Origin of the sequence: Streptomyces tsukubensis, from assembly GCF_003932715.1 — a bacterium.
Classification (GTDB): Bacteria; Actinomycetota; Actinomycetes; order Streptomycetales; family Streptomycetaceae; genus Streptomyces; species Streptomyces tsukubensis.
Window position 1 is genome coordinate 7,282,050 of sequence record NZ_CP020700.1, and the last position, 25,494, is coordinate 7,307,543.

The 25,494-nt window shown below is 73.3% G+C and carries 18 protein-coding genes; 9 read left to right on the top strand and 9 right to left on the bottom strand.

Annotated features, from left to right (window positions below; genetic code table 11):
• Positions 1–184 precede the first annotated feature (184 nt).
• Positions 185–1,441 (bottom strand): helix-turn-helix domain-containing protein, encoded by a 1,257-nt coding sequence (locus tag B7R87_RS30345; RefSeq protein ID WP_130584772.1) that lies wholly within the window; start codon positions 1,439–1,441, stop codon positions 185–187.
• Positions 1,442–1,676: 235 nt separating this feature from the next.
• Between B7R87_RS30345 and B7R87_RS30350 the strand changes: the two genes are divergently transcribed.
• The gene (locus tag B7R87_RS30350; protein WP_130584773.1) at positions 1,677–2,087 is read left to right on the top strand and encodes a helix-turn-helix domain-containing protein; all 411 of its coding nucleotides are present in this window, start codon (positions 1,677–1,679) and stop codon (positions 2,085–2,087) included.
• Positions 2,088–2,219: 132 nt separating this feature from the next.
• Here B7R87_RS30350 and B7R87_RS30355 read toward each other — a convergent pair whose 3' ends face one another.
• The 5 genes from B7R87_RS30355 to B7R87_RS30375 form a co-directional block, all read right to left on the bottom strand.
• Positions 2,220–4,145 carry a hypothetical protein gene (locus B7R87_RS30355; protein ID WP_157997820.1) on the bottom strand — a complete coding sequence of 642 codons (1,926 nt, stop codon included), beginning with the start codon at positions 4,143–4,145 and terminating at the stop codon, positions 2,220–2,222.
• Positions 4,146–4,373: 228 nt separating this feature from the next.
• Positions 4,374–5,591, bottom strand: a complete 1,218-nt coding sequence (locus B7R87_RS30360) for a chymotrypsin family serine protease (protein WP_006345185.1) — start codon at positions 5,589–5,591, stop codon at positions 4,374–4,376.
• 211 nt (positions 5,592–5,802) lie between these two features.
• Positions 5,803–6,036, bottom strand: a complete 234-nt coding sequence (locus B7R87_RS30365; protein ID WP_006345184.1) for a hypothetical protein — start codon at positions 6,034–6,036, stop codon at positions 5,803–5,805.
• Between the two features lie 217 nt (positions 6,037–6,253).
• On the bottom strand, positions 6,254–7,678 hold the full coding sequence (locus B7R87_RS30370; RefSeq protein ID WP_389882773.1) for an amino acid permease: 1,425 nt from the start codon (positions 7,676–7,678) through the stop codon (positions 6,254–6,256).
• Positions 7,679–7,879: 201 nt separating this feature from the next.
• Positions 7,880–8,875 (bottom strand): hypothetical protein, encoded by a 996-nt coding sequence (locus B7R87_RS30375; RefSeq protein WP_006345182.1) that lies wholly within the window; start codon positions 8,873–8,875, stop codon positions 7,880–7,882.
• Between the two features lie 1,555 nt (positions 8,876–10,430).
• Between B7R87_RS30375 and B7R87_RS30380 the strand changes: the two genes are divergently transcribed.
• A complete protein-coding gene (locus B7R87_RS30380) occupies positions 10,431–11,954 on the top strand; it encodes a DNA-3-methyladenine glycosylase 2 family protein (protein WP_006345181.1) in 1,524 nt (507 codons plus the stop codon).
• A gap of 44 nt (positions 11,955–11,998) precedes the next feature.
• The gene (locus tag B7R87_RS30385) at positions 11,999–12,184 is read left to right on the top strand and encodes a hypothetical protein (RefSeq protein ID WP_130584776.1); all 186 of its coding nucleotides are present in this window, start codon (positions 11,999–12,001) and stop codon (positions 12,182–12,184) included.
• Between the two features lie 141 nt (positions 12,185–12,325).
• On the opposite strand, the gene B7R87_RS30390 is transcribed toward B7R87_RS30385, so the two are convergent.
• Positions 12,326–12,754: a cold-shock protein gene (locus tag B7R87_RS30390; protein ID WP_006345179.1), complete on the bottom strand. Its 429-nt coding sequence runs from the start codon at positions 12,752–12,754 to the stop codon at positions 12,326–12,328.
• A 512-nt stretch (positions 12,755–13,266) separates the two neighbouring features.
• On the opposite strand from B7R87_RS30390, the gene B7R87_RS30395 reads away from it, so the two are divergent.
• From B7R87_RS30395 to B7R87_RS30410, 4 genes are all read left to right on the top strand, one after another.
• On the top strand, positions 13,267–14,490 hold the full coding sequence (locus tag B7R87_RS30395; RefSeq protein WP_130584777.1) for an MAB_1171c family putative transporter: 1,224 nt from the start codon (positions 13,267–13,269) through the stop codon (positions 14,488–14,490).
• The gene (locus B7R87_RS30400) at positions 14,487–15,944 is read left to right on the top strand and encodes an FAD-dependent oxidoreductase (protein ID WP_006345177.1); all 1,458 of its coding nucleotides are present in this window, start codon (positions 14,487–14,489) and stop codon (positions 15,942–15,944) included. Before B7R87_RS30395 ends, B7R87_RS30400 begins: the two co-directional genes overlap by 4 nt.
• Positions 15,945–16,136: 192 nt before the next feature.
• The gene (locus B7R87_RS30405; protein ID WP_006345176.1) at positions 16,137–16,778 is read left to right on the top strand and encodes a hypothetical protein; all 642 of its coding nucleotides are present in this window, start codon (positions 16,137–16,139) and stop codon (positions 16,776–16,778) included.
• A 7-nt stretch (positions 16,779–16,785) separates the two neighbouring features.
• A complete protein-coding gene (locus B7R87_RS30410) occupies positions 16,786–18,051 on the top strand; it encodes an MAB_1171c family putative transporter (RefSeq protein ID WP_006345175.1) in 1,266 nt (421 codons plus the stop codon).
• Here B7R87_RS30410 and B7R87_RS30415 read toward each other — a convergent pair.
• Positions 18,035–19,051 carry a helix-turn-helix domain-containing protein gene (locus tag B7R87_RS30415; protein WP_198965084.1) on the bottom strand — a complete coding sequence of 339 codons (1,017 nt, stop codon included), beginning with the start codon at positions 19,049–19,051 and terminating at the stop codon, positions 18,035–18,037. The two genes, B7R87_RS30410 and B7R87_RS30415, sit on opposite strands and share 17 nt — an antisense overlap.
• Positions 19,052–19,485: 434 nt before the next feature.
• On the bottom strand, positions 19,486–20,409 hold the full coding sequence (locus B7R87_RS30420; protein ID WP_130584779.1) for an oxygenase MpaB family protein: 924 nt from the start codon (positions 20,407–20,409) through the stop codon (positions 19,486–19,488).
• A 217-nt stretch (positions 20,410–20,626) separates the two neighbouring features.
• On the opposite strand from B7R87_RS30420, the gene B7R87_RS30425 reads away from it, so the two are divergent.
• The gene (locus B7R87_RS30425) at positions 20,627–23,929 is read left to right on the top strand and encodes a right-handed parallel beta-helix repeat-containing protein (RefSeq protein WP_006345172.1); all 3,303 of its coding nucleotides are present in this window, start codon (positions 20,627–20,629) and stop codon (positions 23,927–23,929) included.
• A 75-nt stretch (positions 23,930–24,004) separates the two neighbouring features.
• Positions 24,005–25,219, top strand: coding sequence for a S8 family serine peptidase (locus B7R87_RS30430; RefSeq protein WP_130584780.1), 1,215 nt, complete (start codon positions 24,005–24,007; stop codon positions 25,217–25,219).
• Positions 25,220–25,494: the final 275 nt, after the last annotated feature.

Below are 25,494 nucleotides of genomic sequence, written 5' to 3' on the forward strand. Positions count from 1 at the left end.
GGGGGAGGGGCAGGCCCGGTCGAGCCGAATGTCACACGGTGTCCGTCCGGCGAGAACCCGCGCGACGGCCGGAAGGCCGGGACGTGTGCGGGGGCCCGGGCAGGGGGCCTTGCGGTTGTGCGGCGGCCCTGCGGACGGTGCTGTCCGGGCCGGAGCAGGCCCGGCCCGGAAGGGGCGCCGGGGCTCAGGGAATGCGGACCGCCGGGGCCGTGATGTCCTCCGCTTCGAGGGCCATCGCCAGGTCGACCACGTCCCGGGGGTTCGACAGGGTACGGCCGGTGAGCCGTTCCAGGCGGCGCAGACGGTTGAGGACCGTATTGCGGTGGCAGTACAGCAGCTCGCCCGCCCGGCGGGTGGAGCCGCCCCGGTCCAGCCAGGCCGCCAGCGTGGTCAGCAGCTCCGCGCGCTCGGCCGGGTCCAGCGTCCGCAGCGGGCCGAGCACCTGGTCCGCGACGGCGCCCGCCAGATCGGGGCGGGCCACCGCGAAGGCCCGCGACAGCCGGTCGCCGAGCCGGTGCAGCGTACCGTCCGCGGGGCAGGCGGCCAGGGCCAGCCGTGCCAGCTCGTGCCCCCGGCCCAGCGCCGCCAGACCGTCCACCACGGTACTGACCCCGCCGCGGTCCGCCGGTCCCGGCGCGATCAGCCCGGCCGGCAGCTCCGGCCGGTCGCCGAGGTGCGCCACGACCGCGGTCGCGCCGTCCAGCGGACACCAGTACAGCGGTACGCCGTCCCGGATCTCGCGCACCGGATCCGTCTCGGTCCGGGCCGCGCCCGGACCGGCCAGCAGCACGACCGCGTACCGGCCGGCCGCCGGCAGCCCGAGGGAGACCGCGAACGCCGATACGTGCACCGGATCCGCGTGCCCCCGCAGCAGCATCCGCAGCACCGGCAGATGGCGCCGGACGGCGAGGTCCGGCAGCCGGGCGGCCGCCCGCCGGTGCGCCTCCGCCAGCAGGGCCGTGTCCCGGTCCACCCGGCGCCAGACGTCGCTCGCCGCGAAGGCCAGCGCCGAAGCCCGCTCCGGACGCTCCCGGACGACGAGGGAGACCAGCGCCTCCCAGAGCCGGACCCCGCCGATCCGGTAGGCGTGCAGCACGGCCCGGAGCGGTACGCCGTCGGCCGCCCTGCGCAGGCCCGTCCGCCACGCGTGCTCGCCCGATTCGTCCGTCCGCTCCGGGTCGACCAGCCCCCCGACGAACACATCGAGGGCGTCCCGCGCCGACTCCGCCAGGTCCGGCGGGGCCAGTACCGGATCGCCGTAGTACGCACTGGCCGTCCGCAGTTCGGCGAGCGTGCCGTCGACCAGTTCGGGCAGTACGGGGCGGAGCAGGCCGCCCGCGTACCGCAGAACGGACCTCTCGCCGCCCGGGGAACCGGTCTCCGCGAAGTCCGGGGGGAGCGGGGCGAACGGACCGGGCCGGGGCGGGGACGGTGGTGGCACGGTCTGACTCCGTTTCCGGGCACACCGACTGCTGATGGTCCGTAAGCCGGGTGAGAGCGGAATGACCTATCGGTCCATCATGACCAGAAAGGCCCGCTGATGATCTTTTCATAGGACGAGGTATCGGATTCACTTAAGGCGTTGTTGCCCAGAACGTCGGGGAGGGGAGCGGAGTATGGAGCCGGGGCGGAGAGGGCCTACGGACGCAGTGGACGCAGCGGGCACAGTGGACACGGTGGACGGCCCCGGTACGGGGACCGGCCGCGCCGCTTCCGGAGATACGGCGGCGACGGCCGAACTCGCCGACTTCTACCGGCTCATCGACTCGGCCATCGGCGCCTGCGGCGATTTCCGCCGTGCCGCCCGGCGGGTGGAGGACTCCCTCGCCGAACTGCGGGACCTCCGGCGCCCCGGCCCGCCCCCCGGCCTGCTCGGCGGCACCGACCTGCGGCGGGCCTGGGCCGACTTCTCGGCGGCCCTGCAGGATGTGAACAGTGCCGTCACCCATGCCCGGGCCGAGGGCTACCGGGCGGCCGTCGACGACGGCGGCGTCAGCCTCACCGAACTGGCCCGGATCTCCGGCCACTCCCGGCAACAGGTGACGCGCCTGGTCAACCGGGGCCGGACGGCCCGCGTCGAGGACTGACGCCGGGCTGCCCGGCGCGCGGAGGGCTGACCCTGTCCTTCGGATCCTGCCGGGCCGGCCCGATCCGGCGGAGCGGACCCGGCCCGGCTCCCCGCCGGAGCGGGGAGCCGGATGCCGCCGTACCGCCTCCGGTCAGAGGCCGACGCCCGCGTCGAGCGCGGCCTTCCTGGCGTCCTTCGGCAGCCCGGTGTCCAGCGGGGCCCGCTTGCCGCCCGGCGTCAGCCGGTTCAGCTCCCAGCCGCCGCGGTCCTTGGTGGTGGCCCGCAGATTCCAGGACGAGGCCATGCCCGCGTACAGGAATCCCTTGTCCTCGAAGGGCAGGAAGACCCGGACGCCGTGCTGGGAGCGGTTGCCGAAGCCGTCGAGGGTCTCCGCCACCGCGGGCTTCGCCGGGTCGTCCATCCGCCAGACGTCGCCGCCGCCGAGGGTCGCCTTCATCGACGGGCCGACCACGGACTCCAGCTTCTTCCGCGTCAGATCCGAGAGCCCGTTGTTCACTGCGGTGAAGCGGGCGCCCGGGCTTATCAGACCGGTGCTGTCGAAGGTGGCCATGTAGAGCCGGTCCTGGAAGACGGTGAAGGTCCAGGAGTAGGCGTTGCCGACGTTGCCGTTGAAGCCCGAGGGGCCGAACTTCGGGCTCTGGCCGAGCAGATTGGGCTTCTTGGTCCAGCTCTTGGTGTTGGGGTTGTAGACCGGCAGGGTCCGCTCCCCGTACAGCAGGGTCGTCCGCTGCTTCTCGGTGCCCGGATCGCTGATCCGGAAGACCGTGGTCGGCCGGGAGGCGGAGATCATGTCGCGCTCGCGCAGCACATCGCCCTTGGGCTGCCCGTAGGTCTTCCACATCGTCTGGACGGCGCCGACCGCGGCCTGGTTGTAGCTGCCGACGTACAGTTCGCCCTTCCACTCGGCGAGCGCACCCCACGCGACACCCTTGCTGAGTGCCGGGTCCGGGTCGTACTGGTCCCAGGAGAAGACGGGCTGCCAGGCCGCGGCGCCGTCGAAGGTCAGGCCCGTCTCGGGGATCGGCGGACTCATCCAGATCTTGGCCGCACCGCCGCTGACCGCGCCGTTGTCGCCCGGGACCTGGGTGCCCCAGCCGGAGACCACGAGCCGGTTCTTGAAGGTGGTGAGGTAACCGGGGTCGTTCTCCAGCTGTGCGACGGTCTCGAAGGCGAACGGGTTCGCCTTGTCGCCGGTCCAGCGGAGCACCCGGCCGCCGTTCACACCGGGGGCCCGGCCCGCGAGATAGAGATTGCCGTCGGAGGCGACGGTTCCGCCGCGGGCGCTGACGAGGTCGGTGTAGGCCTTGGAGCCCAGGAAGCGGCCGGTGCTGCCCTCGAACGCGAACATCGACAGACCGTGTCCCACGGTCTGGCCCTCGGCCACCAGCTGGCCGAAGAGGAACACCACGTCGTTGTGGGAGGCGGCGCCCCGCAGCCCGACGGTGCGCTTGATCAGCGGGTCGCCGGCCGGGGTGATGTCCTCGGTCTTCTGGGTGTCGGCGTTGACGCGCAGGATCTGCGGGGTACGGGCGTCGCCGTAGACCGGCCCCAGCGCACCGGCGTTGGCGCCCTTGCCGTACTCGCAGACGTCCGCGTTCTTCACCAGATGGGGGGTGATGTCCCCGTTGTAGGTGGAGGACGCGTTGCAGGTGACATTGGCGAGGGTGCCGAAGTAGGCGTAGTCGCCGGAGCGGGCGGCGCTCCAGACGTACGAGCCGTTGATCTTCGGCTGGTACCCCGAGGGGCAGACTCCGCCCCGGGGTGCCGGGCGCGGGCCTCCGATGCTGCGGAAGCACTCGTCGACCTGTGCCCGGGCGGTCTGCTCGGCCTTGAGGACCGGACCGCGGTCGAACAGGCCTGAAGTCTTGGGGGTGGCCTCGGCGGTGGTCTCGGCCGGGGCGGCCGTGGCCGTGACGTTCGGGGTGAGGAGGGCGGCCACGGACGCCAGCCCGGTGGCGAGCAGCGCGACCCGGCTGCGCCGGCCGGCCCTGCCGGTTCCCCGGGCTCTTCTGCTCAGGACGTTCTTGCTGCGGACTTGAATACTGCGGACATTCACGACAGGCACACCTTCGGTCTCTCCGTCGACCCACTCACCGGTGGGCTGGTGGAGAGCATCGGTGCGCACGCCCGGGGTGCGTCAACGGTCCTGGGGAATCCGTGTTCGTCGATGACGCGATGAGCACGCGGTGCGGGCTTCCGACGGGCCGCCCCGCGGTGCCGTGCGGGGTCGGCCGCGCCCCGGACCGCGACCGCGTTGCGGCCCGGGGCGGCCGGCCGTGGCCGGTCAGGAGGGGTTCAGCTTGATCGCAAAGTTGTTGAAGACGGACCAGACGTCGACCCAGGCGACCCCGCCGCTGCACTCCTTTGCTGCGTTGCAGCCCGTGCCGTAGCTGATGATGCCGTTCAGCTGGCGGGAGTCGGGATCGTTGACGGTGATGACCGGGCCGCCGCTGTCGCCGCCGCGTCCGACGATGCCGCCGTAGTGCGGGACGCCGTAACTGCCGACGATGTTGTAGCCGTTGACGGGCCAGGTCGCGTTGCCCGCGTAGACGGTGCGGATATTGCAGACGACCTTGGAGTTGTAGCCGAGCTGGCAGGTGAAGTCGCCCACGGCCACATTGCGGACGCCGTTGAGATAGCGGACGTACCCGGTGGCGTCGACCCCGTCCCAGGTGTAGCGGTAGGTCCTGGTCTCGATGAACGCGGCGTCGATCTCGGGACGCTTGAACTTGACCTGGCCGATGTAGTTGCCGCCGACCGTGTAGACGTGGTCGTTGACGTTGTAGCAGTGGCCCGCGGTGGCCAGCCACTGCCGGCCGTCCCAGGTGCTGATCGCGGGGATGCCGCTGGTGCAGTGCGACCGGCCGCCGTAGTTCGGGCCGAGTGCGGCGCCCGCGTAGAAGGGTGCGCTGTCGTTCTCCCGGGTGAGCGGGCGGGCGCCGGTCGACTTGGTGATCCGGACGGGGGTGGCTTCGGCCTCGGCGCGGGCGTTCGCCACGGCGGGGGCGGCGAAGTGGGCCCGGGCCGCGGCCGGATCGTCCACCTGGAGGTCGATGGCGCTGCCGTCCACCGCGGGACCGGCCAGCGCGATGTCGAAGGGGAGGTTCCGGTCGGAGGTGAGGGCGGTGATCTCGGCCGAGAGCTGCTTGCGGGTCTTCCGGCCGGGGAGCACGTCGACGAGTCCGGTGTCCACGCGGGGGGCCGCCCTGCGCACGGCCGCGAGGAAGCTCTTCCCCTGCGAGACATCGGTGAGATAGAGCTTGACCGAACGGTAGTCGGAGCCCAGGGCGACCTGGGTGTAGACGTCGGAGCGGGTACCGAGGCCGACCTTCGCCACGGCATCGGCGGTGGCGCGCAGCGGCGCCAGCACCCTGGCTTGTTCTTCGGGCGCCATGGCGGCCACCCGGTCGGCGGAGAGCGGCGCACCGGTCTCGGCCCGGGCCGAGACCGCTACCAGCGGAAGCAGGAGCAGGGCTCCCGCGATCGCCGAGGAGCGCCGCATGCTGATTCTCATCCGTCCCGGAAGTCTCACGCTTACCCCTTGTGAACAGCCCCTGGGGGCAGGGTCTTTCTGTGGTCGCCCCGGACGGTATTGACATGTACAGGGGTCGACAAGGGGGTGCGAAAGGGGGTGTTGTGGACTTCGGGGGCGTGCGGAGTGCCGTGCGGCGCTCACCCCGGGCGGGGCGGGCCGGAAGCCGCCGGATCCGCCGTCAGCGCACGGGGCCGCCGTCGCGGGGAAACGGCAGCACTCTGCCGACCAGGGTGAAGAAGGCGGCTTCGTTGCCCGCCATGCCGAGCGCGTCGAGGGCCTCGTCCGCCTCCGCCATCGGCGCCGTGAGCAGCGGGAGCGCGGCCGGGGGCCGGCCGGAGCCGTCGAGGACGGCCCGGGTGGCACCGAGCAGTCGGACGTACGCCTGGGCCGCCATGGTCTCCGGATCGGTCATATCGCCTTCTCTCTCGGGAAAGTGCCGGTCCGTCAAGCATGGCGGGTACCACTGACAGTCCCCGGGGAGGGCTCGCCGTACCCGGCGGCAAGGGGCCGCGGACACACCCGTGGGGGCCGGTTCCAGTCGGCGGGGCCGGCCCCCAGGGAAGGTGCCGCAGCGAGGACCCCGGGGGGTTCCCGTACGGAGGAGACGTCGCGTGTCGGCGAACGGGACGTCAGACGATGTGCTCGGCGATCTCCGCCTGCTCGCGCGCCGAGCCGTACGGCGGCGGTGTGCTGTAGGAGCGGCGGGCCACGAACCACCAGACGGTGGCGAGCGTCAGTACCGCGGCCAGCGCCACCGACGCGTAGTTCATGGTGTCCACGGTCACCGGGCTGGACTGCGGCAGCAGGAACAGCACCGTCACACAGACCACCCAGACCACGGCCGTCCAGCCGATCGGTTTGCTCCACCGGCCCAGGGTCCACGGTCCCGGCTGGAACCGGTCACCGGCCCTGAGCTTGAGATAGACCGGAATGATGTAGGCGGGGGTGATGCCGATGACATTGATGGCGGTGACCGCCCCGTACGCCGTGGTCGACCAGAGAGAGGGCAGCGCCAGCACCCCGGCGAAGCCCACCGACAGCCAGACCGCGGGCACCGGCGTCAGCGTCCGGCGGCTCACCTTGCGCCAGAGCTTCGAGCCGGGCAGCGCGTTGTCGCGGCTGAAGGCGAACACCATCCGGCTGGCCGCCGCGACCTCGGCGTTGCCGCAGAACAGCTGCGCCACGATCACCACCAGGAGGAGTGCTGCGGCGCCGCCCGAGCCGAGCGCGTCCAGCAGGATCTGCGCGGGTGGCACACCGGTCTCGCTGTTGAGCGCCCCGTCGTAGTCCTGGATGGCGAACGTCAAGGCGGTGAGCAGGACGAACCCGGCGATCCAGGAGACCCAGATGGCCCGGACGATGCCCCGGGCGGCGGACACCGAGGCGTTGGACGTCTCCTCCGACAGATGGGCGGAGGCGTCGTATCCGGAGAAGGTGTACTGGGCGAGGAGCAGTCCGATCGCCGCGACGTAGAAGGGGTTCTCCCAGCCCGTGTTGTTCACGAACTCCGTGAACACGAACTCCGGCGACTGGTGGTTGTCGGGGACGAACGCGATCGCGCCGACGATCAGCCCGACACCGCCCAGATGCCACCAGACGCTGACCGAGTTCAGCAGGCTGACCAGCTTCACGCCGAACAGATTGAGCGTGGCGTGCAGCAGCAGAATGGCCAGGAAGATCAGGAAGGTGGAGCCCGGGGTGGGATCGAATCCCCACTGGAGATTGAGGAAGGCGCCGATGAACAGGGCCGCGCCGTAGTCGATACCGGCGATCGCGCCGAGCAGGCCCAGCAGATTGAGCCAGCCCGTGTACCAGCCCCATTTGCGGCCGCCGAGCCGGTCGGCCATGTAGTAGAGCGCTCCGGAGGTGGGATAGGCGCTGGTGACCTCGGCCAGGGCCAGCCCGACGCAGAGCACGAACAGCCCCACGCCCAGCCAGCCCCAGAGCATGACCGACGGTCCGCCGGTGTTCATGCCGAAGCCGTAGAGGGTCATACAGCCGGAGAGGATGGAGATCACCGAGAAACTGATGGCGAAGTTGCCGAAGCTCCCCATCCGGCGGGCGAGCACGGGCTGATAGCCCAGCTCCCGCAGCTTCGCCTCCTCGTCGATTGGTTGGTGGGGTTGGTGGGGTTGGTGGGTGCTCCGCGTGTCCTGGCGGGCGGAGCGGGACCACCGTGGTGGTGGCATGGACATGATGAACCTCCGAGTGGACGGATCCTGCGGATGTACGCCGGGTGAGCGACCGTGCCGCGCTCAGTAGCCCGCGTCACGCGCGGCGGTGAAGCACCGGCTGCGGGCCCGGAGGAAGATCTCCTCGGCCAGGCTCGGTTCGCCGGGGTTCTGGGAGCGGTACTGCCAGGGCGGCGGGGTGTAGAAGGGCCCCAGCGCCTCGAAGACCCGGGAGGCCTCCACGAACCGGCCCGCGCCCCAGAGCGCATGGGCCAGATGGTTCAGGTCGAGCAGTGAGGTGCCGATCGGGTCGGTCCGGTCGAACCAGCCGTCGAGGGCGAGTACGGCCTCCCGGAGGGCGTCCTCGGTCACCCAGTGCAGGTCGAGCGCGCGTTCGTGACCGCGGTCCCGCCGGTAGCGCTCGACCCGGACGAAGAGGGGCAGCACCAGCAGGGCGGAACCGGCCGGAGCGGTGGAGGCCGCCCACTGGACGAAGTTCACGGCCTCCGACAGATGGCCGCCGGATTTGCGGGCGTAGACGAACTGGAGCATCCGGTGGTACGCCTCGCGGTTGTACGGATCGCGGCGGTGCGCCTCCGACAGCAGGCCCCACGGCCCGGGGAAGAGCATCGGCCCCGGCGGCAGCTGCCGGTGCTCCTCCAGCTTCTGCTTCTCGTCCAGCTGGGACAGGGCCAGCAGACAGACCCAGGGAACGGGGTCGTCCGGGCCGTGCTGGGCGGCGATCCGGCAGGCCTCCCAGGCCTCGTGCCACCACTCGGGGGTACGGGGGTGGTTCTCGCGGTGCGCCCGGAGCGCGCGCTCCACGGACACCCGGCACTGCATCACATGCCCCGCGACGGAGTCCGGTTCCTCCGTGAGCCAGGCCTGAACGGCGTCCGAACCGGCCGCGACCGCGCCGAGCACCTGGGTGCGCTGGGTCCAGAGCCCCCAGCCGGGGGTGGAGTTCAGCAGATTCCGCATCGACAACCAGCGGCCCGTCCGTAAGTCCGCTACGGCGGTGCGCAGTTCGTTGTCGTGGCCCGCCGGATGGTAGACCGGGCGGAACTGGTCCGGGGCCATCAGCCCGTCGCCGTTCCCGCAGCTCCGCGACGGCCTGCGGAAACGAGCAGGCAGCATTGTCTCAAAGTGGTCGTCATGAGCCCTCTTGAAACGGTGGGGGGTGGCTTCGGCGGGTGGAGACTCCGCTCCACCCCCTGTTGCGCGCCGATCTTACTCATCCCGTCGATTCCGACAAGAAGGTGACGAGGATCTATCAACAGGCGAGACAACTCATGTTCAACTGCGACCGGTTGAACGCTTTGCGATGGATTTCTGACGGTCGTGACCGGGAACGGCGACTCGCCGGATCCGGCGGTGCCCCCGCTTCTTCGCGCGGTGCGCGGGGCTGCCCGGAGAGCGTCACCCCGCCCCGGTGGGCCCCCTCCGGGGCCCCGGGGCACCTCGCCCTGGTGGGGCGTTCCTCCCTGGCGGGATCGCTTGGGGGCACGCCTGCCGCGCGCCGGGCCGCTTGGGGGCATGCCCGCCGCGTGCCGGGCCGCTTGGGGCGCGCCCGCCGCGTGCCCCGCGCACCGGAGCGGTCCGGCGGGTGCGGGTCCACCGACGCGTGGATCGTCCGCCGCTACGGGCAGGGCCCCGCCGGGGCCGTGGACGCATCCGCCCGCGGCTTCCGGGTCGTCTCTTCCGCGACCCTGCCGGGCGCGCGTGCCGATTCCGGCTGGCCGCTGGGGTTGCCCCTGGCCACGCCCTCCCCTGTGCCCTTCGGGCCCGGGTGGAGGCTCCCCGAGCGGTGAGTCCAGGGCCGGGGGTTCCCCACGGTGGGAGTCCCCGGGACGGTACAGGGTGGGGCCCCGGGGTGGCAGCCCAGGGGGAGTACCGCCACCGCGTGGACTCGCCCCCTGGGCCCGACGGGCCGGGGGACCCCCTCCTGCGCCTTGTGATCGGAGGCGCCGGACCCTCCCCCTGTGGCCTTCGGGCACGGGCCGGCTCCCCGGGCGGGGGTAGCCCAGAGCGGGGGTCCCCCGAGCGGTAGCCGGGGCGGGGATGCCCCGGGCCGGGGTAGCCCAGGGTGGAGATATCTCGGGGCGGTTGCGCACGCCGGGGGGGGTCTCTCCAGGCGGTGCCCCACGTGGGGGTTCCTCTGGGTGGTAGTCCAGGGGAGTACCGCCACCGCGTGGACTCGCGCTCCGGGCCTGGCGGGCCGGGGGATCCCCGGCTTCGCCTTGCGATCGAAGGGGCCAGACCCTCCGCCCAAGCCCAAGCCCAAGGGCGTGGGTGGGGTTCCTCCGAGCGGTAGCGCAGGGGGGCGCCCACTCGATGATCCGGACCGGTCGAGAGAAGCTCCCCGGGCCGCGCAACCGAGTCCGTCCGACGCCGTGCGTCGTCCGTCCGGAGGGCGGGCCCGAGGTTCCCGGCCCTCCGGCTGTGCGGGCCCGCGCAGCCGCCGGCGGGGGAGCGTGACCGGGGTCCGGTCCGGTCCGGCCCGAGCCCGGGGAGCGAACGGCCCCGGCGAGCCCGGCGCCGTAGCCGACGGCGGCACAACGGCCGATTCCGGTGGCCGCAGCGCCATGTCCGATTCCCGCCGGAACCCGGCCCCGGGCCCGCCCATACTGGCCGTATGACCACCGAGGACCGCGCCGCCGCCGACCGCGCCGACGACAGCCGCTACGAGGCCGTGGCCAGCCGGGACGCCCGCTTCGACGGCGTGTTCTTCTTCGCCGTCGCCACGACCGGGATCTACTGCCGGCCCAGTTGCCCGGCGACCACCCCCAAACGACGGAACGTGACCTTCTACCGCACGGCCGCCGCCGCACAGGGCGCCGGATACCGCGCCTGCCGCCGCTGCCGCCCCGACGCCGTGCCCGGCAGCGCCGAGTGGAACGCCCGCGCCGACGTCGTCGGCCGCGCCGTACGGCTCATCGGCGACGGCATCGTCGACCGGGAGGGCGTCACCGGACTCGCCGCCCGCCTCGGCTACAGCGCCCGCCAGGTACAGCGCCAGCTCAACGCCGAACTCGGCGCCGGACCCCTCGCCCTCGCCCGCGCCCAGCGCGGCCACACCGCCCGCGTACTGCTCCAGACCACCAGCCTCCAGGCCGCCGACATCGCCTTCGCCGCCGGATTCGCCAGCGTCCGCCAGTTCAACGACACCATCCGCGCCATCTACGCCGCCACCCCCGGCGAACTGCGCTCCGCCCGCCCCGGCCCGACCGGGCACCCGGTCCGGATCGCCCCCTCGGGAGGCCGCGCCGGCATCCCGCTGCGCCTGGCCCACCGCACCCCGTACGCCACCGCACCCGTCTTCGACTCCCTCGCCGCCCGCGCGATCCCCGGGGTCGAGGAGATCACCGGCACCGCCGGCCAGCGGATCTACCGGCGGACGCTGCGCCTGCCCGGCGGCCCCGGCATCGCGGAGGTCGCGGAGCAGCCCGGACCCGCCGGAGGCTGGCTGGAATGCAGGCTGCACCTGAGCAGTCTGCGCGATCTGACCGCCGCCACCCAGCGGATCCGCCGGCTCTTCGACCTCGACGCCGACCCCCGCGCCGTCGACGAGAGACTGGGCGCCGACCCCGCACTCGCCCCGCTTGTCGCCGCCCGCCCCGGACTACGCGCCCCCGGTGCCGCCGACCCGCACGAGACGGCACTGCGCATCGCCGCTTACCCCGCGGGGCCCGCCGCGGCCGCCGCCCTCGTGCGGACGTACGGCGAGCCACTGACTGAACTGACCGAACCGACCGAACCGACCGAACCGAGCGGTGGACTCACCCACCTCTTCCCGGACCCCGCCGCCCTCGCCGGGGCCGCCCTCGACGAGCTGCCGCCGGACCGGCGCGAACCGGTCCGTGCCCTCGCCACGGCCCTGGCCTGCGGAAACATCCTTCTCGACCCCGGCGCCGACCGCGATACCGCGGAAAGGCTGCTGGCTGCGATCCCCGGGATCGGGCCCGGCCGGGCCGCCCGGATCCGGATGCGGGCCCTCGGTGACCCGGACGTCTTCCCCGGCGCCGACGAGACCGCCGCCCACCGGAGCGGAGAGGGCGATGCGCCGGGCTCGGAGGCATGGCGTCCCTGGCGTTCCTACGCCTTCCACCAGCTCCGGACCGCCGGAGCGGACCGGCCCCTGACCGCCGCGGAAGAGTAGAATTCAGGAGAAATCAACCAGCCGGCTCGTGGCAGGTGATCGTCATGGCCGATCAGGACTTCTATTCGCACGACCGCCCCCCGGACGCCCGGCTCCCCGAGGACCGTCCGCGGGGTACGGGCGCCGGACCCCCCGGACCCAAGGCGGTGCACAGCCGTCTGTGGCGGGCCGGGATGATCGCACTCGCCGTCCTGGTGGTGATCGCCTTCGGGATCATGCTCTTCCCCTGACCCGCAGGGACCCCGGACGCGCGGCGCAACGGTCGCCGCATACGGTCACGGATACCGATCGAACGTGACTGCCTAAGCGGCTGCAACGGACACGACCGGTCCGGGCCGGACGGCCCGGACCGGTCGTGTCCGGTCAATGGCTCAGCCCTCGGTCCAGCCGTGGTTCTTGCCGAACTGGAGCAGCCCCTGGCGGATCTGGAGGATCTGCTCGGCGGTCAGCGTCGGCGCCGACCTCAGCAACAGCTCCGTGATCTCGCTCTTGAACTCCTCCGGAGTGAAGACGTCGCAGAGCGGGTCGTCGCCGTCCACCACAGGCCGCGATACGGACACCGGAGCCACAACCGGCGGGACGGTCTGGCCCGCCGTGCCGTCCAGGAACTTCACCGACGAGGCCTTCAACCCGCGGTCACCCTCTTCGATCTCGAACTCCACGGCCAGCCCCGAGCGGACGTACTGCTCGGGAATCAGCAAATCGTTCACATGAAGGAAGACATCCTCCCCACCGTGATCGGGAGCGATGAAGCCGTAACCCCGCATACCGTCGAACCGCACCACACGACCGGCAACCATGCCAACAACCCCCAAACAGATCCGGACCCTGTGCCCGGATGAACACCTTGCGATAGACCATAAGCCACAGCGCCTTCCGGGAGCACCCCTCACCGCGGCGGAGGGGACCGCTGTCAAGCACCCCCGCGGTATCCGCGGTCGACGCGCCCCGGTGACCGCGACGGCGGTCCGGGACGGCGGTCCGGGACGGCGGTAGCCTCCTCCGGGCGGCCGCGCTGCCGCTGTGGTCAAATGTGAAGAGCCGTACGGAAAGCGGAGGTTGTCACCGGCCAGGGGAGGCCGGGGGCGATCGGCCGGACGGTGCGAAGGCCGACGGGCGGAGCCAGGGGGAGTGGTGGCAGGTGGGCCAACGGCACGGACGAGCAGTATCCGGGGACCCGCTGTGCCTTCGGGCGTCTCGGGCGTCTCGGGCGTCTCGGGCGCCTCGGTCGCAGCGGGGTGCCCGGGCGCGGCAGCGGACGCCGGGCCGGGCCGGCCCGGTCCTCGGTGCGCCGTCCGGCCGGTGCTGAGCCGTGCGGAGCACTGACTACTACCTGCCCGCCGCGGCCCTGACGATCGCCTTCGCCGCCAAACTGCCGTCCCTGCGGCACAACTGGCGGGACCCGCTGGTGCGTTGTGTCTGCTTCCTGGTCTTCACCGCCGCCATCTGCTTCTTCTTCGCCGCGCCGCCCACCATCACCGCGGTCAACCGCATCACCGGCGTCCCGAACTTCTCGGGACCGCTGGTGTACGTGATCATGGGGTCCTTCAGCTGTGCCTGTCTGGTCCTCGTCGTCAACTGGCGCGGCGGCCCCGAGGACCGGGTGCGCCGCAGCTCCCGGACCTGGCTGGCGCTGTACGCGGTCGTCATCACCGCCCTCCCGGTGCTGTTCGCGCTCGGGGACGCGCCGGAGGAGCGGCTGCGCGATCTGGACACGTACTACGCCACCACCCCGTACATCCGCGAGATGATCATCACCTATCTCGGTGCCCATCTGGTGTCCGCCGTGGTGACGACGTCGATGTGCCTGCGCTGGGCGAGAGCGGTCACCGGCTGGCTGCGGGCCGGACTGATCGTCCTCGTGGCCGGGTTCGGCCTCAATCTGGCGTTCGCGGTCACCAAACTGTCCGCCGTGGTCGCCCGCTGGACCGGCCGGGACTGGGACCACCTCAGCACCACCGTCGCACCCCCGATCGTCGCCCTCGGCGGATTCGTCGTCACCTGCGGCTTCCTGCTGCCGCTCGTCGGCCCCCGGCTCGGCGCGCTGGCCGGGGGCTGGACGACGTATCTGCGCCTGGGCCGGCTCTGGAAGCTCCTGAACAGCACCCGCGGCGGCACCGACACCGCGTTCCACTCCGCGATCCCCTGGTGGGCCGATGCCGATATGCGGCTGACGGTCCGGGAGACGGGCATCCACGACGCCCTGCTCCGGCTCCACCCCCGGCTCGACGACGGGGTCCGCCGACGGGCCCTCGACGCCGCCCCGGCCGCCGCTCGGCCCGAGACCGCGAACGCCGTCGCCGTCGCCGCGATGATCCGGCACGCGGCGGAGGCACCGGAGCCCGGCGGCGACCCGGCCCCGGAGCCCCGCGGCGATCACGACGGCGCCGGGGCCGACGCCCTGGCGGAGTTCCTCGGCCCCGGCCGCCGCCGACTGCTCCTGCTCTCCAAGGTCCTCACCTCGTCCGCGGTCAACGCCGCACTCTCCGTCGCGCCGGAGCCCCCGGCCCGCCCAGAAAGCCGATCCGCGTCATGACTTCTCCGTCCTCGCCCGCACCCGTCCGCCCGGAGGGCACCCGGGCCCCGCGCCGCCCCGGCCGCGCCGTCGTCATCGGCGGCGGAATGGCCGGAATGCTCGCCGCGCAGGTCCTGACCCGCCACGCCGACGAGGTCACCGTGGTGGAACGGGGCGAACTGCCGGACGGCCCCCGACCGCGCCGGGAACTGCCGCAGGCCCGGCATGTGCACGTGCTGTACTCGGGCGGCGCCCGGGTCGTCGAAGAGCTGATACCGGGCATCACCGAGGACTGGATATCGGCCGGGGCCCGCCGGATCCCGCTCCCCACCGGGCTGGTGTCGTACACCGCCCAGGGCTGGCTCAGGCGCTGGCCCGTCGAGATGCAGTACATGATCGCCTGCACCCGTGATCTGCTGGACTGGGTGGTGCGCCGGCGGGTGCTGAGCCATCCCCGGATCCGGCTGCTGGACCGTCATGAGCTGACCGGTCTGCTCGGCACCCGCCACGGTGTCACCGGGGTCCGGGTGCGGACCTCGGAAGGCGTCGTACGCCATCTGGACGCCGATCTCGTCGTCGACGCCTCGGGCTCCTGCTCCCGGGCCCGGGCCTGGCTGACGGAGATCGGCGTCGGCGGGGTCGACGAGGAGACCGTCGACTCGGGGCTGGTCTACGCGAGCCGCTTCTACCGGGCCCCGGCCGGGGCGGAGAACTTCCCGGTCGTCAATGTGCAGTCCGTACCGCGGGAGCCGGTCCCGGGCCAGACCGCCACCATCGTGCCCGTGGAGGACCGCCGCTGGCTGGTCACCCTCTCCGGGACCCGTGGCGGCGAACCCACCCGGGACCCGGAGCTGTTCGAGGTCTTCGCGCGCGGGGTCCGGCACCCCGTCGTCGCGGATCTCCTGTCCCGTACCGCCGCGCTCCCCGGTGACATCGCTGTCAGCCGGAGCACGGTCAACGGCCGCCGCTTCTTCGAGCGCGCAACCCACTGGCCGGAACGTTTCCTCGCGATCGGAGACTCCGTTGCCACGTACAACCCGCTGTACGGACAGGGCATGAGCGTCGCCGCCCAGGGCGTGGCCGCGATGGACCGGGAACTGGCCCGCGCGGGACGGCTCTCCGCACCGGGTCTCGCCCGCCGGGTGCAGCGCGCGGTCGCCGAACCCGTCTCCATCGCCTGGCAGATGGCGACCTCCCAGGACATCCTCTACCCCGGGGCGAAGGGCAGACGGCCCGGCCGTTCGACGGCCCTCGTCGGGGCGTACGCCGACCGGGTCACCCGGGCCGCCACCGGACGGATGAGCGTCACCCAGGCGTTCTTCGACGTCATCACCCTCTCCGAACCCGCCACCCGCTGGCTCGATCCGGACGTCGTGGTGGCCACGCTCCGCGGCCCCGGCCGTCCGAGCCTCACCGCTCCCACGCTGACCGCCAAGGAGTGGGAGGCCGTCGGCCCGACCCCCGGCGCGCGTTAGCCGCGCCGGTCCCCGGTTCCGGAACCGCCCGCTCACCGCGGTATACCGGCCACTTTTCCTGCGCTGTGGCGGAGCACCCCCGGCCGTCCCTAGAGTGAATGCGGACCATCCCCGCCCCGGGCACCGCGGCGGGGAGGCCACCGGGCGAACGGACCTCCGGCCCGTCCGATACGAGCATCCGGGGAGTGGCACGTGGGCACCAGGCGCGACATGCGCAGACTCCGGGGCGAGCTGGCGCGGGCGGTGGAGCGGGAGCGTCCGGCAGCGGAGCCCGGGGCCGTGTTCACCGTCTTGTGCGACCGGCTCAGCGTGCTCCGCGACCGTCCCGTGCTGCACCGGCTCGTCCCCTTCCCGCCGGGGACCGCCAGCGGCCTCTACCTCGACACCGCCGACCGGGACATCATCTGCGTCGAGGAACGCACCAGCCTGCTGCACCAGTTGGTGATCTTCGGGCACGAGGTGTGGCATATGACCGCAGGACACTGTTCGGGCCACCCCGACCGCACCACCATGGCCGCACGGGTCCTCGTCCGTGACGCGGATCTGACCGCCGTCGTCCAGCGGCTCGCCCTGCGCACCGGCTTCGTGGCCGCGGAGGAGGCCGAGGCCGAGCAGTTCGGCGTCGGCCTCGCCACCCGGCTGCGGTCCTGGGCGGAGCAGGACGGCACCGCCCCGTACAGTCCCCTGGCGCGCCGCATCGAGGAGACGCTCGCCCACACCGGGCCGTACGGCGGGCCCCCGCGCCGCCCCGGCCACGACCCCTTAGCCGGACCGGGACGGTTCGCCCGGCCACCGGGGAAGACCACCGCAGGCCGCCCGGGCGCGACGGACTGACCGCACCGTGCGCAGCAGCGACTACTACGTCCCCTCAGCCTTCCTCGCCCTGGTGTTCGTCGCCAAACTGCCCGCGCTCGTCCGCGGCAGGAACAATCCGCTCATCCGCTCCGTGTGCGCCCTCGTCGGCACCGCGGGCCTCTGCTTCTTCTTCGGGGCGCCGCCCACCATCTCCGCCGTCAACGAACTGACCGGCATCCCCAATGTCTCCGGCCCCCTGGTCTATATGATCATGGGGGTCTTCGACTGCTCCTGCCTCGTCCTGATCGTCAACTGGCGGGGCGGGCCGCCCGACCGGGTCCGCCGCCGCACCCGGCAGTGGATCGCGGTGTACGCGGTGGCCACGGTCGCCCTGCCCGTCCTGTTCTTCCTGGGCGAGGCGCCCGAGGAGCGGCTGCGCGATCTGGACACGTACTACGCCACCACTCCGTACATCCGCGAGATGATCGTCCTCTACCTCGGCGCGCATCTGCTCTCCGCCACCGTCACCACCGTGCTCTGTCTGCGGTGGGCGCGGCACGTCGACGGCTGGCTACGGGCCGGACTGACCGTCCTGGTCTGCGGATTCGTCCTCAACTGGGCCTTCAGCGCCACCAAGCTGACGGCCGTCGTCGCCGCCTGGTCGGGCCACGATCTGTCCGGCCTGAGCACCGGCGCGGCACCGCCCGTCGCTGCCGTCGGCGCCCTCGTCACCGCGGTCGGCTTCCTGCTTCCGCTGGTCGGTCCCCGCCTCGACGACCAGGCGACGTCCTGGACCGCCTACCGGAGGCTGGCGCCGCTGTGGCGGCTGCTCCGGACGACACCGGGGGAGGCCGGAGGACCGGCCGGCGCGTCCTGGTGGGCGTCGCCGCGCACCCGCCGTACCGTACGGGAGACCCTGATCCACGACCGGCTGCTCACCCTCGGGCCCCGTCTCGACGACGGGGTACGGCAGCGGGCCACCGAACTCGCCGCCGCGGAGGGGGCGTCCGCCGGGGACGCCGCTGCCGCCGGGCTCGCCGCGATGGTCCGGGCGGCCGTCGCGGAGACGGAGACGGGGGCGGCGGAGCCCGAACCGGAACCGGAGCAGACCGGGACGGCGGACCATCCCGGCTGGGGCGTCTCGGCCGGGGCCGCGGCCCTGACGGCGGCGGTACGGCCCGGCAGCGGCGGCCTCGTCCCCTTGGCCCGGGCGATGGGACGGTCGGAGCCTTCGGAGTGCAGAGAGTGCGGAGACGGCGGCACCGCGGGCCCCGGAGTGCGCCGCCCCCCGCCCGTCAGATCGGGTCGATGACGAAGATCTGGTGGTCGGCCGCCGTACAGCGGCCCATCACGGCCTCGGCCCCGGCGTCGGGGCTGCCGTCCCTGATGCCCACACAGCCCTGTCCGTCGACCCGCAGGACGAAGGTGTTCCCGCCCGGCGGCCCGGACAGTTCGGCATGGAAGCGGCTGCTGCGCGTGCAGTCGTCCCAGGGTTCGAGGAGCCCGCGGCCGGTGCCCTCCGTGAGGACCTTGAGACAGCCCTTCCCGTAGTCCGGGTGGTGCCAGACGATGCGGTAGCTGTCGCCGCCCAGCGATTCGAGGGTCGTGGCCTGCGGTGTCACCGTGCTGCACAGGTCCTGCACGGCGACCAGCGGGGTGTACCGCCCGTCGGTCACCCGGCCGTCGGTCAGACAGAACTGGGGCGCCGAAACCGGCCGCAGCCGCACATAGCCGTCCGGCGGCAGGGAGGCGGGAGGGGGCCCTGACACGGCGGGCGGATCCTCGGCCCTGGCCGTCTCGTCGTCGGAGGCCACCACGGCCAGTGCGGACAGTCCGATGAGGACCGCGGCCAGGGCCGGTATCGCATAGACCGGCAGCCTGCGCCGGACCGGACGGGGGCGCTGTTCCGGCGGCCCGCCTGACGCCGCCCCGGGCGCTGCCGTGGCCGGCTCGGGATCCGGCTCCGGTCCGGAGGGCGTGTCCCCGGGCTCCGCGGACGCGTCCCGCACCGGCGCGGGCGGTCGGTCGGCGGGCCGGCCCGCGATCCGCGCCCGGGCTTCGAGCCACTCGTCGACCCGCGAGCCCTCGCCGCAGGCCCGGACGAAGGCGGCCAGCAACTCCGGGCGCGGCAGCCCGCGCCCGCCCAGAACGGCGGCCAGGGTACTGCGGGGGAGGACGTCGCCCCGGCGGGCGGCGGCTTCCTCCAGCGCCCGGTACGTCAGCCCCGAACGCTCCTTCAGATCCCGCAACAGAGCCGCCAACTCGGCGGTGTCCCGCGCCTCGCGCGGTGACCGTTCTCGCTGGTTAGCCACCTTCGTCATCCTTGCGGACGCCTTGACGGGCCAACAGGAGACTTTCGGTCACGCCCGAAAGACGCGGGTTCTCCGGCGGGACAGGGGGACGGGACACCGGACCGTCCCGGACGCGGAGCGGGACAGGGCCCGGACGGCGGCTCCCACCAGTGGCCGGGAGCGTCCCGCCCGGGACGGGACGGGCCGGCCGCGCCCCCGGGACGGGACGAGCGTGTCCGATACGGCCTTTCGGCGGCCGCGGGCAGCAGCAGAAGGGGAGGGCCGCGGTCCGCGGGGGCCGCGTCCGGCCGTGCTCAGCACACTCCCGTCACCGGCTGCCGGACGCCCCGCCCGCCGGGTGCCGTGCCCGACCGTGAACGCCCCGCCCGCGACGGTATGACGCCCGGTCGCCGGGCGTCCCACCCGCGACGGCCGGGCGCCCCGCCCGGCCTCCCTCAAGGGGCCGGTGCCACCGGCGGCTGCGGGGGCGTCGCCTCCCGGGAGCCGTGCGGCACCGGGCAGCCGCGGACCCCGGGCACCGGGAACGTACCGAGCTCCGCCAGTCGGTAGCCCTGCCGATAGCCCTTGATCTCACGGTTCTGCCGGGCGAAGTGCGGTGCCCGGCGCGGGGGCAGCAGCCGTACCGCCCGCCCGCGCAGCTTCAGCGCCCCGTCGACCGTCCGGCGCAGCGCCGGGGAAGGCGCCGGGAAGCGGAAGGCCTCCCGCAGCGGCGGGTCCAGCAGTGAGATCGTGGCCGCCCGCAGGCCCGGTGCCAGCGGGCCGGGATACCAGGACGTCATCAGGTCCAGCGTGGCATCGGCGACCGCCCGGCCGCCCTCGTCCCAGCCGAAGTGCCGGGCCTCGTAGTCGTCGAGGCACCGCTCGAACTCCGCGAAGGTCTCCGGGATCTCCGTGATCCCCATCCGACGGCCGAGCTGCCGGTAGTAGGCGGTACAGGCCCGCAGCTCGTGCGGGGTCAGCCGGCGCCAGCCGTAGAGGTCCAGCCAGCGCTTGGGCACCACGACGAAGGTGGAGAGCACGTACCGCATCTCGTCGTTGCTGATCTCGTAGCTGCGGTGCATCCCGTTGATCCGGCGGATCGCCGTCCGCCCCTGTTCGCTGGCGAAGCCGTGCTCCACGACCGCGTCCAGGAGCAGCGCGGTGTCGTCGTACCGCTTCTGGGGCCGCTCGGTGAACTGGGCCGTACGGAGCAGCAGGGCGCCGATGGAGGGGACGGCGTAGGTACGGAAGAGGGCCAGCTCCAGCGCCCGGACGAAGTCCCAGGGGAACTCGTACACGGCGATCAGCCGGTACATCTCCCAGTAGTCCCGTTCCGGGTCCATCCGCCGGAGTTCCCTGAGCCGGTCGTAGCGCCGCACCGCACGTCCCCTTGTTCGCCGTTCCGTGGAAGGGCATCCTCCCATCCGGTCGCCCGGACGTACGAAGGTCCACGGCCGCCTCCCGCCGCCCGCGGTGGCATTCCGGGCGTTTCAACAGGCATGATGGGCACAACAGTTCCACCCGCCCCGGGAGTGAGCGGACTCGTACGGAGCATCGACGTCGGGGCGCCCGGGAGGTCAGAAAGTGTCACGCCAGATGCTCACCGTCGCGCAGGACGGAACGGGCGACTGCTCCACCATCTCCGCAGCGCTCCGCATCGCCCGGACCGGCGCCGTGATCAGCATCTTCCCCGGACGGTACGAGGAGAGCCTCACCCTCACCACCTCCCTCACCCTCACCGCGCTCGAAGGACGCGGCACCGTCGAGCTGGCACCCCGCCGCGGCACCGCGCTGACCCTCTCCTGCGATTCCGCGATGGTCAACGACCTCGTCCTCCGCGGCCACGACAGCGAACTGCCGGTCGTCGACGTCCCCCGCGGGCAGCTGCTCCTCGACCGCTGCGATGTGTACGGGGCCTCCTGGGCCGCCCTGTTCGCCCGGGGCGACGGCGCGCTCGCAGTGCGGCAGTGCCGTATCGAGAACCCCCAGGGCGCCGGGGTCGTGACCACCGCCGTCCCCGAGAGCCTGCTGGAGGAGTGCGTCGTCGAACACCTCGGCACCTCCGCCGTCGTCGCGGGTGAGGAAGGCCGGCTCTCCCTGCGCGGCGGCAAGCTGCGCGATGCCCGCGGCAACGGCGTACTCGCCAACGGCCGCGCCCGGGTCCGTGTCGAGGAGTGCGAGATCTCGGCCACCGACAAGCCCGGCGCCGCCGCCGAGGAACAGAGCGCCGTCACCCTCCTCCGCACCACCGTCACCGACTGCGCCGTCGGCGTCTTCGTCAACTCGTCGGGCAGCACGCTCCTGGAGGACGTGACCGTACGGAACAGCGGCGGCCACGGCTTCGTCGTCGGCGGCGGCGCCGCGCCCACCCTGCGCCGCTGCCGTACCGAACGCACCGCCGGAAACGCCCTGCTCGTCACCGAACGCAGCCGGGGCACCGTCGAGGACTGCGTCTTCACCACCGCCCGGGACGCGGCCGTCCGCGTCGCCGGATTCTCCTCCCCGCAGCTCACCGCCACCGTCGTCCGCGATGCCGAATCGACGGGAGTGCTGCTGGAGGAGGACTCCGCAGCGGAGACCGACCGGCTGGAGGTCACCGGCAGCGGCGGCAGCGGCATCGTGATCCGCGCCGGGGCCAACCCCCTGCTGCGCCGCTCGACGGTGACCCGCGCCGGGGGACACGGCATCGAGGTCCTCAAGGACGGCCGCGGCAGACTGGAGGATTGCCTGGTCGAGGGGAGCGGCGGCGCCGGGATCCATGTCTCCGGCCACGGCAGCCTCTACCTCGGCCAGGGCCGGATCCGCGGCGGCACCGGCCCCGCGGTGCACATCGGTGCGCTCGGCGCCCTCGCCGTCCGCGATCTCGACGTCCACGACTGCCCCGGCGACGGCATCCGCGTCGACGACCAGGGCGAACTGACCGCCACCCGGGCCACGGTCCGGGACCCCGGCGAACACGGCGTACGGATCGCGGAGGGAGCCCGGGCCTCCCTCAACTCCTGCGAGGTGACCGGCGCCGGCGCCGACGGCATCCGGATCGAAGGCCCCGGACCCGTATCCCTCGTCGACTGCGCCGTCCGCGACAACAAGGGCAGCGGACTGCGCCAGACCGTCGCCGGTGACCGGGTCGCGGTGGAACGGCTGACCAGCACCGGGAACGGCGCTCCCGACGCCTTCGGCAGCGCCGCGGAAGCGGAGGCCGCAGGGGACGGCCGGCTGCCCGGCGGCGCCCCCGTCACCGGCGACCCCGCCGACGCCCCGGACGGACCCGTCGCCGAACTCGAATCCCTGATCGGCCTCGACGACGTCAAACACCAGGTCCTGACCCTGATCAACCTCAACCGGATGGCGCAGCGCCGCGCCGGGCTGGGCATGCCCGCGCCGCCGATGAGCCGGCATCTGATCTTCGCGGGCCCGCCCGGCACCGGCAAGACCACCGTCGCCCGCCTCTACGGCTCCATCCTCGCCTCCCTCGGCGTGCTGCCGTCCGGCCATCTGGTGGAGGTCTCCCGGGCCGACCTCGTCGCCCAGATCATCGGCGGTACGGCCATCAAGACCACGGAGACCTTCAACCGGGCCCTCGGCGGAGTCCTCTTCATCGACGAGGCGTACACCCTGCTCTCGGACTCCGGCGGTTCGGGCGCCGACTTCGGCCGCGAGGCCATCGACACCCTGGTCAAACTGATGGAGGACCACCGCGACGACATCGTGGTCGTGGCCGCCGGATACCCCAAGGAGATGACGGACTTCCTCGCCTCCAACCCCGGTCTCGCCTCCCGGTTCACCCGCAGCGTCGAATTCACCGACTACACCTCCGAGGAACTCGTCACCATCGTGGACCGGATGTGCTCCGCGCACCGCTACGAACTCGACGGCGACACCCGCACCGCGCTCCGCGGCCACTTCGAGCGCATGCCCAGGGACGCCTCCTTCGGCAACGGCCGCACCGCCCGCAAGGTCTTCGAGGAGATGGTCGACCGCCAGGCCTCCCGCCTCGCCGCCCGCGGCGACGTCGACGAACGCGATCTCGCCCTGCTGACGGCGGAGGACGTCGGACCGCCCTCCGCCTCCGGCGCGGGGGCCGACGACGGTCAGGACCCCCTGCTGCGGCTGGAGGCCCTGACCGGACTCGCGGCCGTCAAACGCGAGGTCGGCGATCTGGTGAACCTGCTCGCCACCGCCCGCCGCCGGGCCGCGGCAGGCCTCCCGGCACCCAGGATCAGCAACCACCTCGTCTTCGCGGGCCCGCCCGGCACCGGCAAGACCACCGTCGCCCGGCTCTACGGCGAACTGCTCGCCTCCCTCGAAGTACTGCCGCGCGGCCAGCTGGTGGAGGTGTCCCGGGCCGATCTGGTGGGCCGGTACGTCGGCCACACCGCCCAGCTGACCAAGGAGGTCTTCCAGCGGGCGATCGGCGGCGTCCTCTTCGTCGACGAGGCCTACACCCTCACCCCCGCGTCCGCCGGGGGCGGTTCCTCGGACTTCGGCCAGGAAGCCGTGGACACCCTGCTGAAGCTGATGGAGGACCACCGCGACGAGGTCGTGGTGATCGCCGCCGGCTATACGGAGGAGATGGACCGCTTCCTGAACTCCAACCCGGGTCTCGCCTCCCGCTTCACCCGGACCGTGGAGTTCCCCGACTACTCCTCCGACGAACTGGTCACCATCGTCCGGCAGCACGCCGTGGACAACGGCTACGAATGCGCCCCCGGTACGGCCGCCGATCTGCGCGCCCACTTCGAGGCGATCCCGCGCGGCCGCACCTTCGGCAACGCGCGGCTCGCCCGGCAGACCCTGGAGACCATGATGACCCGTCAGGCGCGGCGGCTCAGTGCGGTGCCCGCACCCACGCTCGACGATCTGCGTCTGCTGCTTCCCCAGGATCTGCGGGGGGAGTGACCGCGCCCCCGTACCTTCACCGGTGCGGGGCCCGTTCCCCCGATTCCCCGAACGCCCGAAGTGAGGACCGTCCCTGTGCGCCGCCGTACCACTGTGCTGCTCGGCCTGGTCACGCTCGCCGTGCTGCTGCCCCCGCCCGCCGCGCTCGCGGACCCCACCGCTCCGGCCGACGGGGCCGGGAGCGGGACGACGACCCTGCCGGGTATGCCGGAGCGGCTGCCCGAGGGCCAGGACGGCTGCACCACCCACCGCGGCCGGCCGACGTCGGCCGCGCCGTGGACCCGCCGCTCCCTCGGTCTCGACCAGGTGTGGAAGCTCTCGCGGGGGCGGGGGACGACGGTGGCGGTGGTCGGCACCGGGGTCAGCGCCGTACCGGCCGTGCTCGCGGGCCGGGTCACCGCCGTCGGCGCGGCTGACCGCGACTGCGTGGGCCGCGGTACGTTCCAGGCCGGGCTTGTCGCCGGGGCGAGCCTGCCTGGGCAGGGGTTTTCCGGGGTGGCGCCCGCCGCGCGGATCCTGGCGGTTCGGGGCACGGGGGAGCGGGGTGAGCCCGATCCCGCGCTGCTCGCGGCCGGGGTCCGGAAGGCCGCCGAGGCGGGCGCCGATGTGATCACCGTGACCGCCCCGCTGGACGGTTCCCTCCCGGCGGTACGGGCGGCGATGGCCGCCGCCGTACGCCACGACAGTCTCGTCGTCGTCCCGGCAGCGGCGGACGCCGCTCCGCGGGGAGGCTCCGGCGGCGACCAGGGGCCGCCCGCCCCGGCGCCGCCGCCCGAGGCACTCGCGGTGCTGGACAGCGGACCGCAGGGGACCCGGAATCCGCTGGCGCCCGGATACACCCGGGCCGATCTCACGGCCCCCGGCGCGGCCCTCGTCGGCCCGGGCCCGGTCGGCGACGGGAAGTGGACGGCCTCGGGCTCCTCCCTGGCGGCCGCGCTGACGGCGGGGGCGGCGGCGCTGGTCCGCTCCTACCACCCCTCGCTCCGGGCGGACCAGGTACGGGAGCGGCTGCTGGCCGGTGCCTATCCGGGCGCCGGACTGCCCGCCCTCGACCCGTACGGCGCGGTGTCCGGACCGGCCCGCCCGGCGGCCGCCGCCCCGGCCGCGGAGAAGCCCGTCGCGCTGCCGGAGCAGACCGACACCGGGGCGGCGCGGTCCACGGCCCTGCTGGTGACGGCCGCTTCGGTGGGCACGATCCTGGCGGTCGCCTTCGCCGCGGCGGTCCTGCCGCGCGGCCGGGCCCGCAACTGGCGCCCCGGCCGCTACGAGGCGGACCGCCGGGCCGGGTGACAGAGCGCCGGCCACTGGGGCGTCTCCGGAAGGCCCGGCACGCACACGCTCCCCTGTGCCCTTCGGGCCCGGTTCGGGCACCACCGGGCGGTGGCCCCGGGGGCGTGCCTCGGGCCTTGCCGGGATCCCCCGATTCCCCGCAGTCTCCGAGTGCGGCGGGGATCCCCCGGGTCGTACCTCATGTGTCCGAGCAGAACCGACCCCCGGCCTCGCCGGGCTCCCACCGCCTTGCGGTGGCACGCCCCCTGGCGGCGCACACCCCCAGCAGCAGGCCC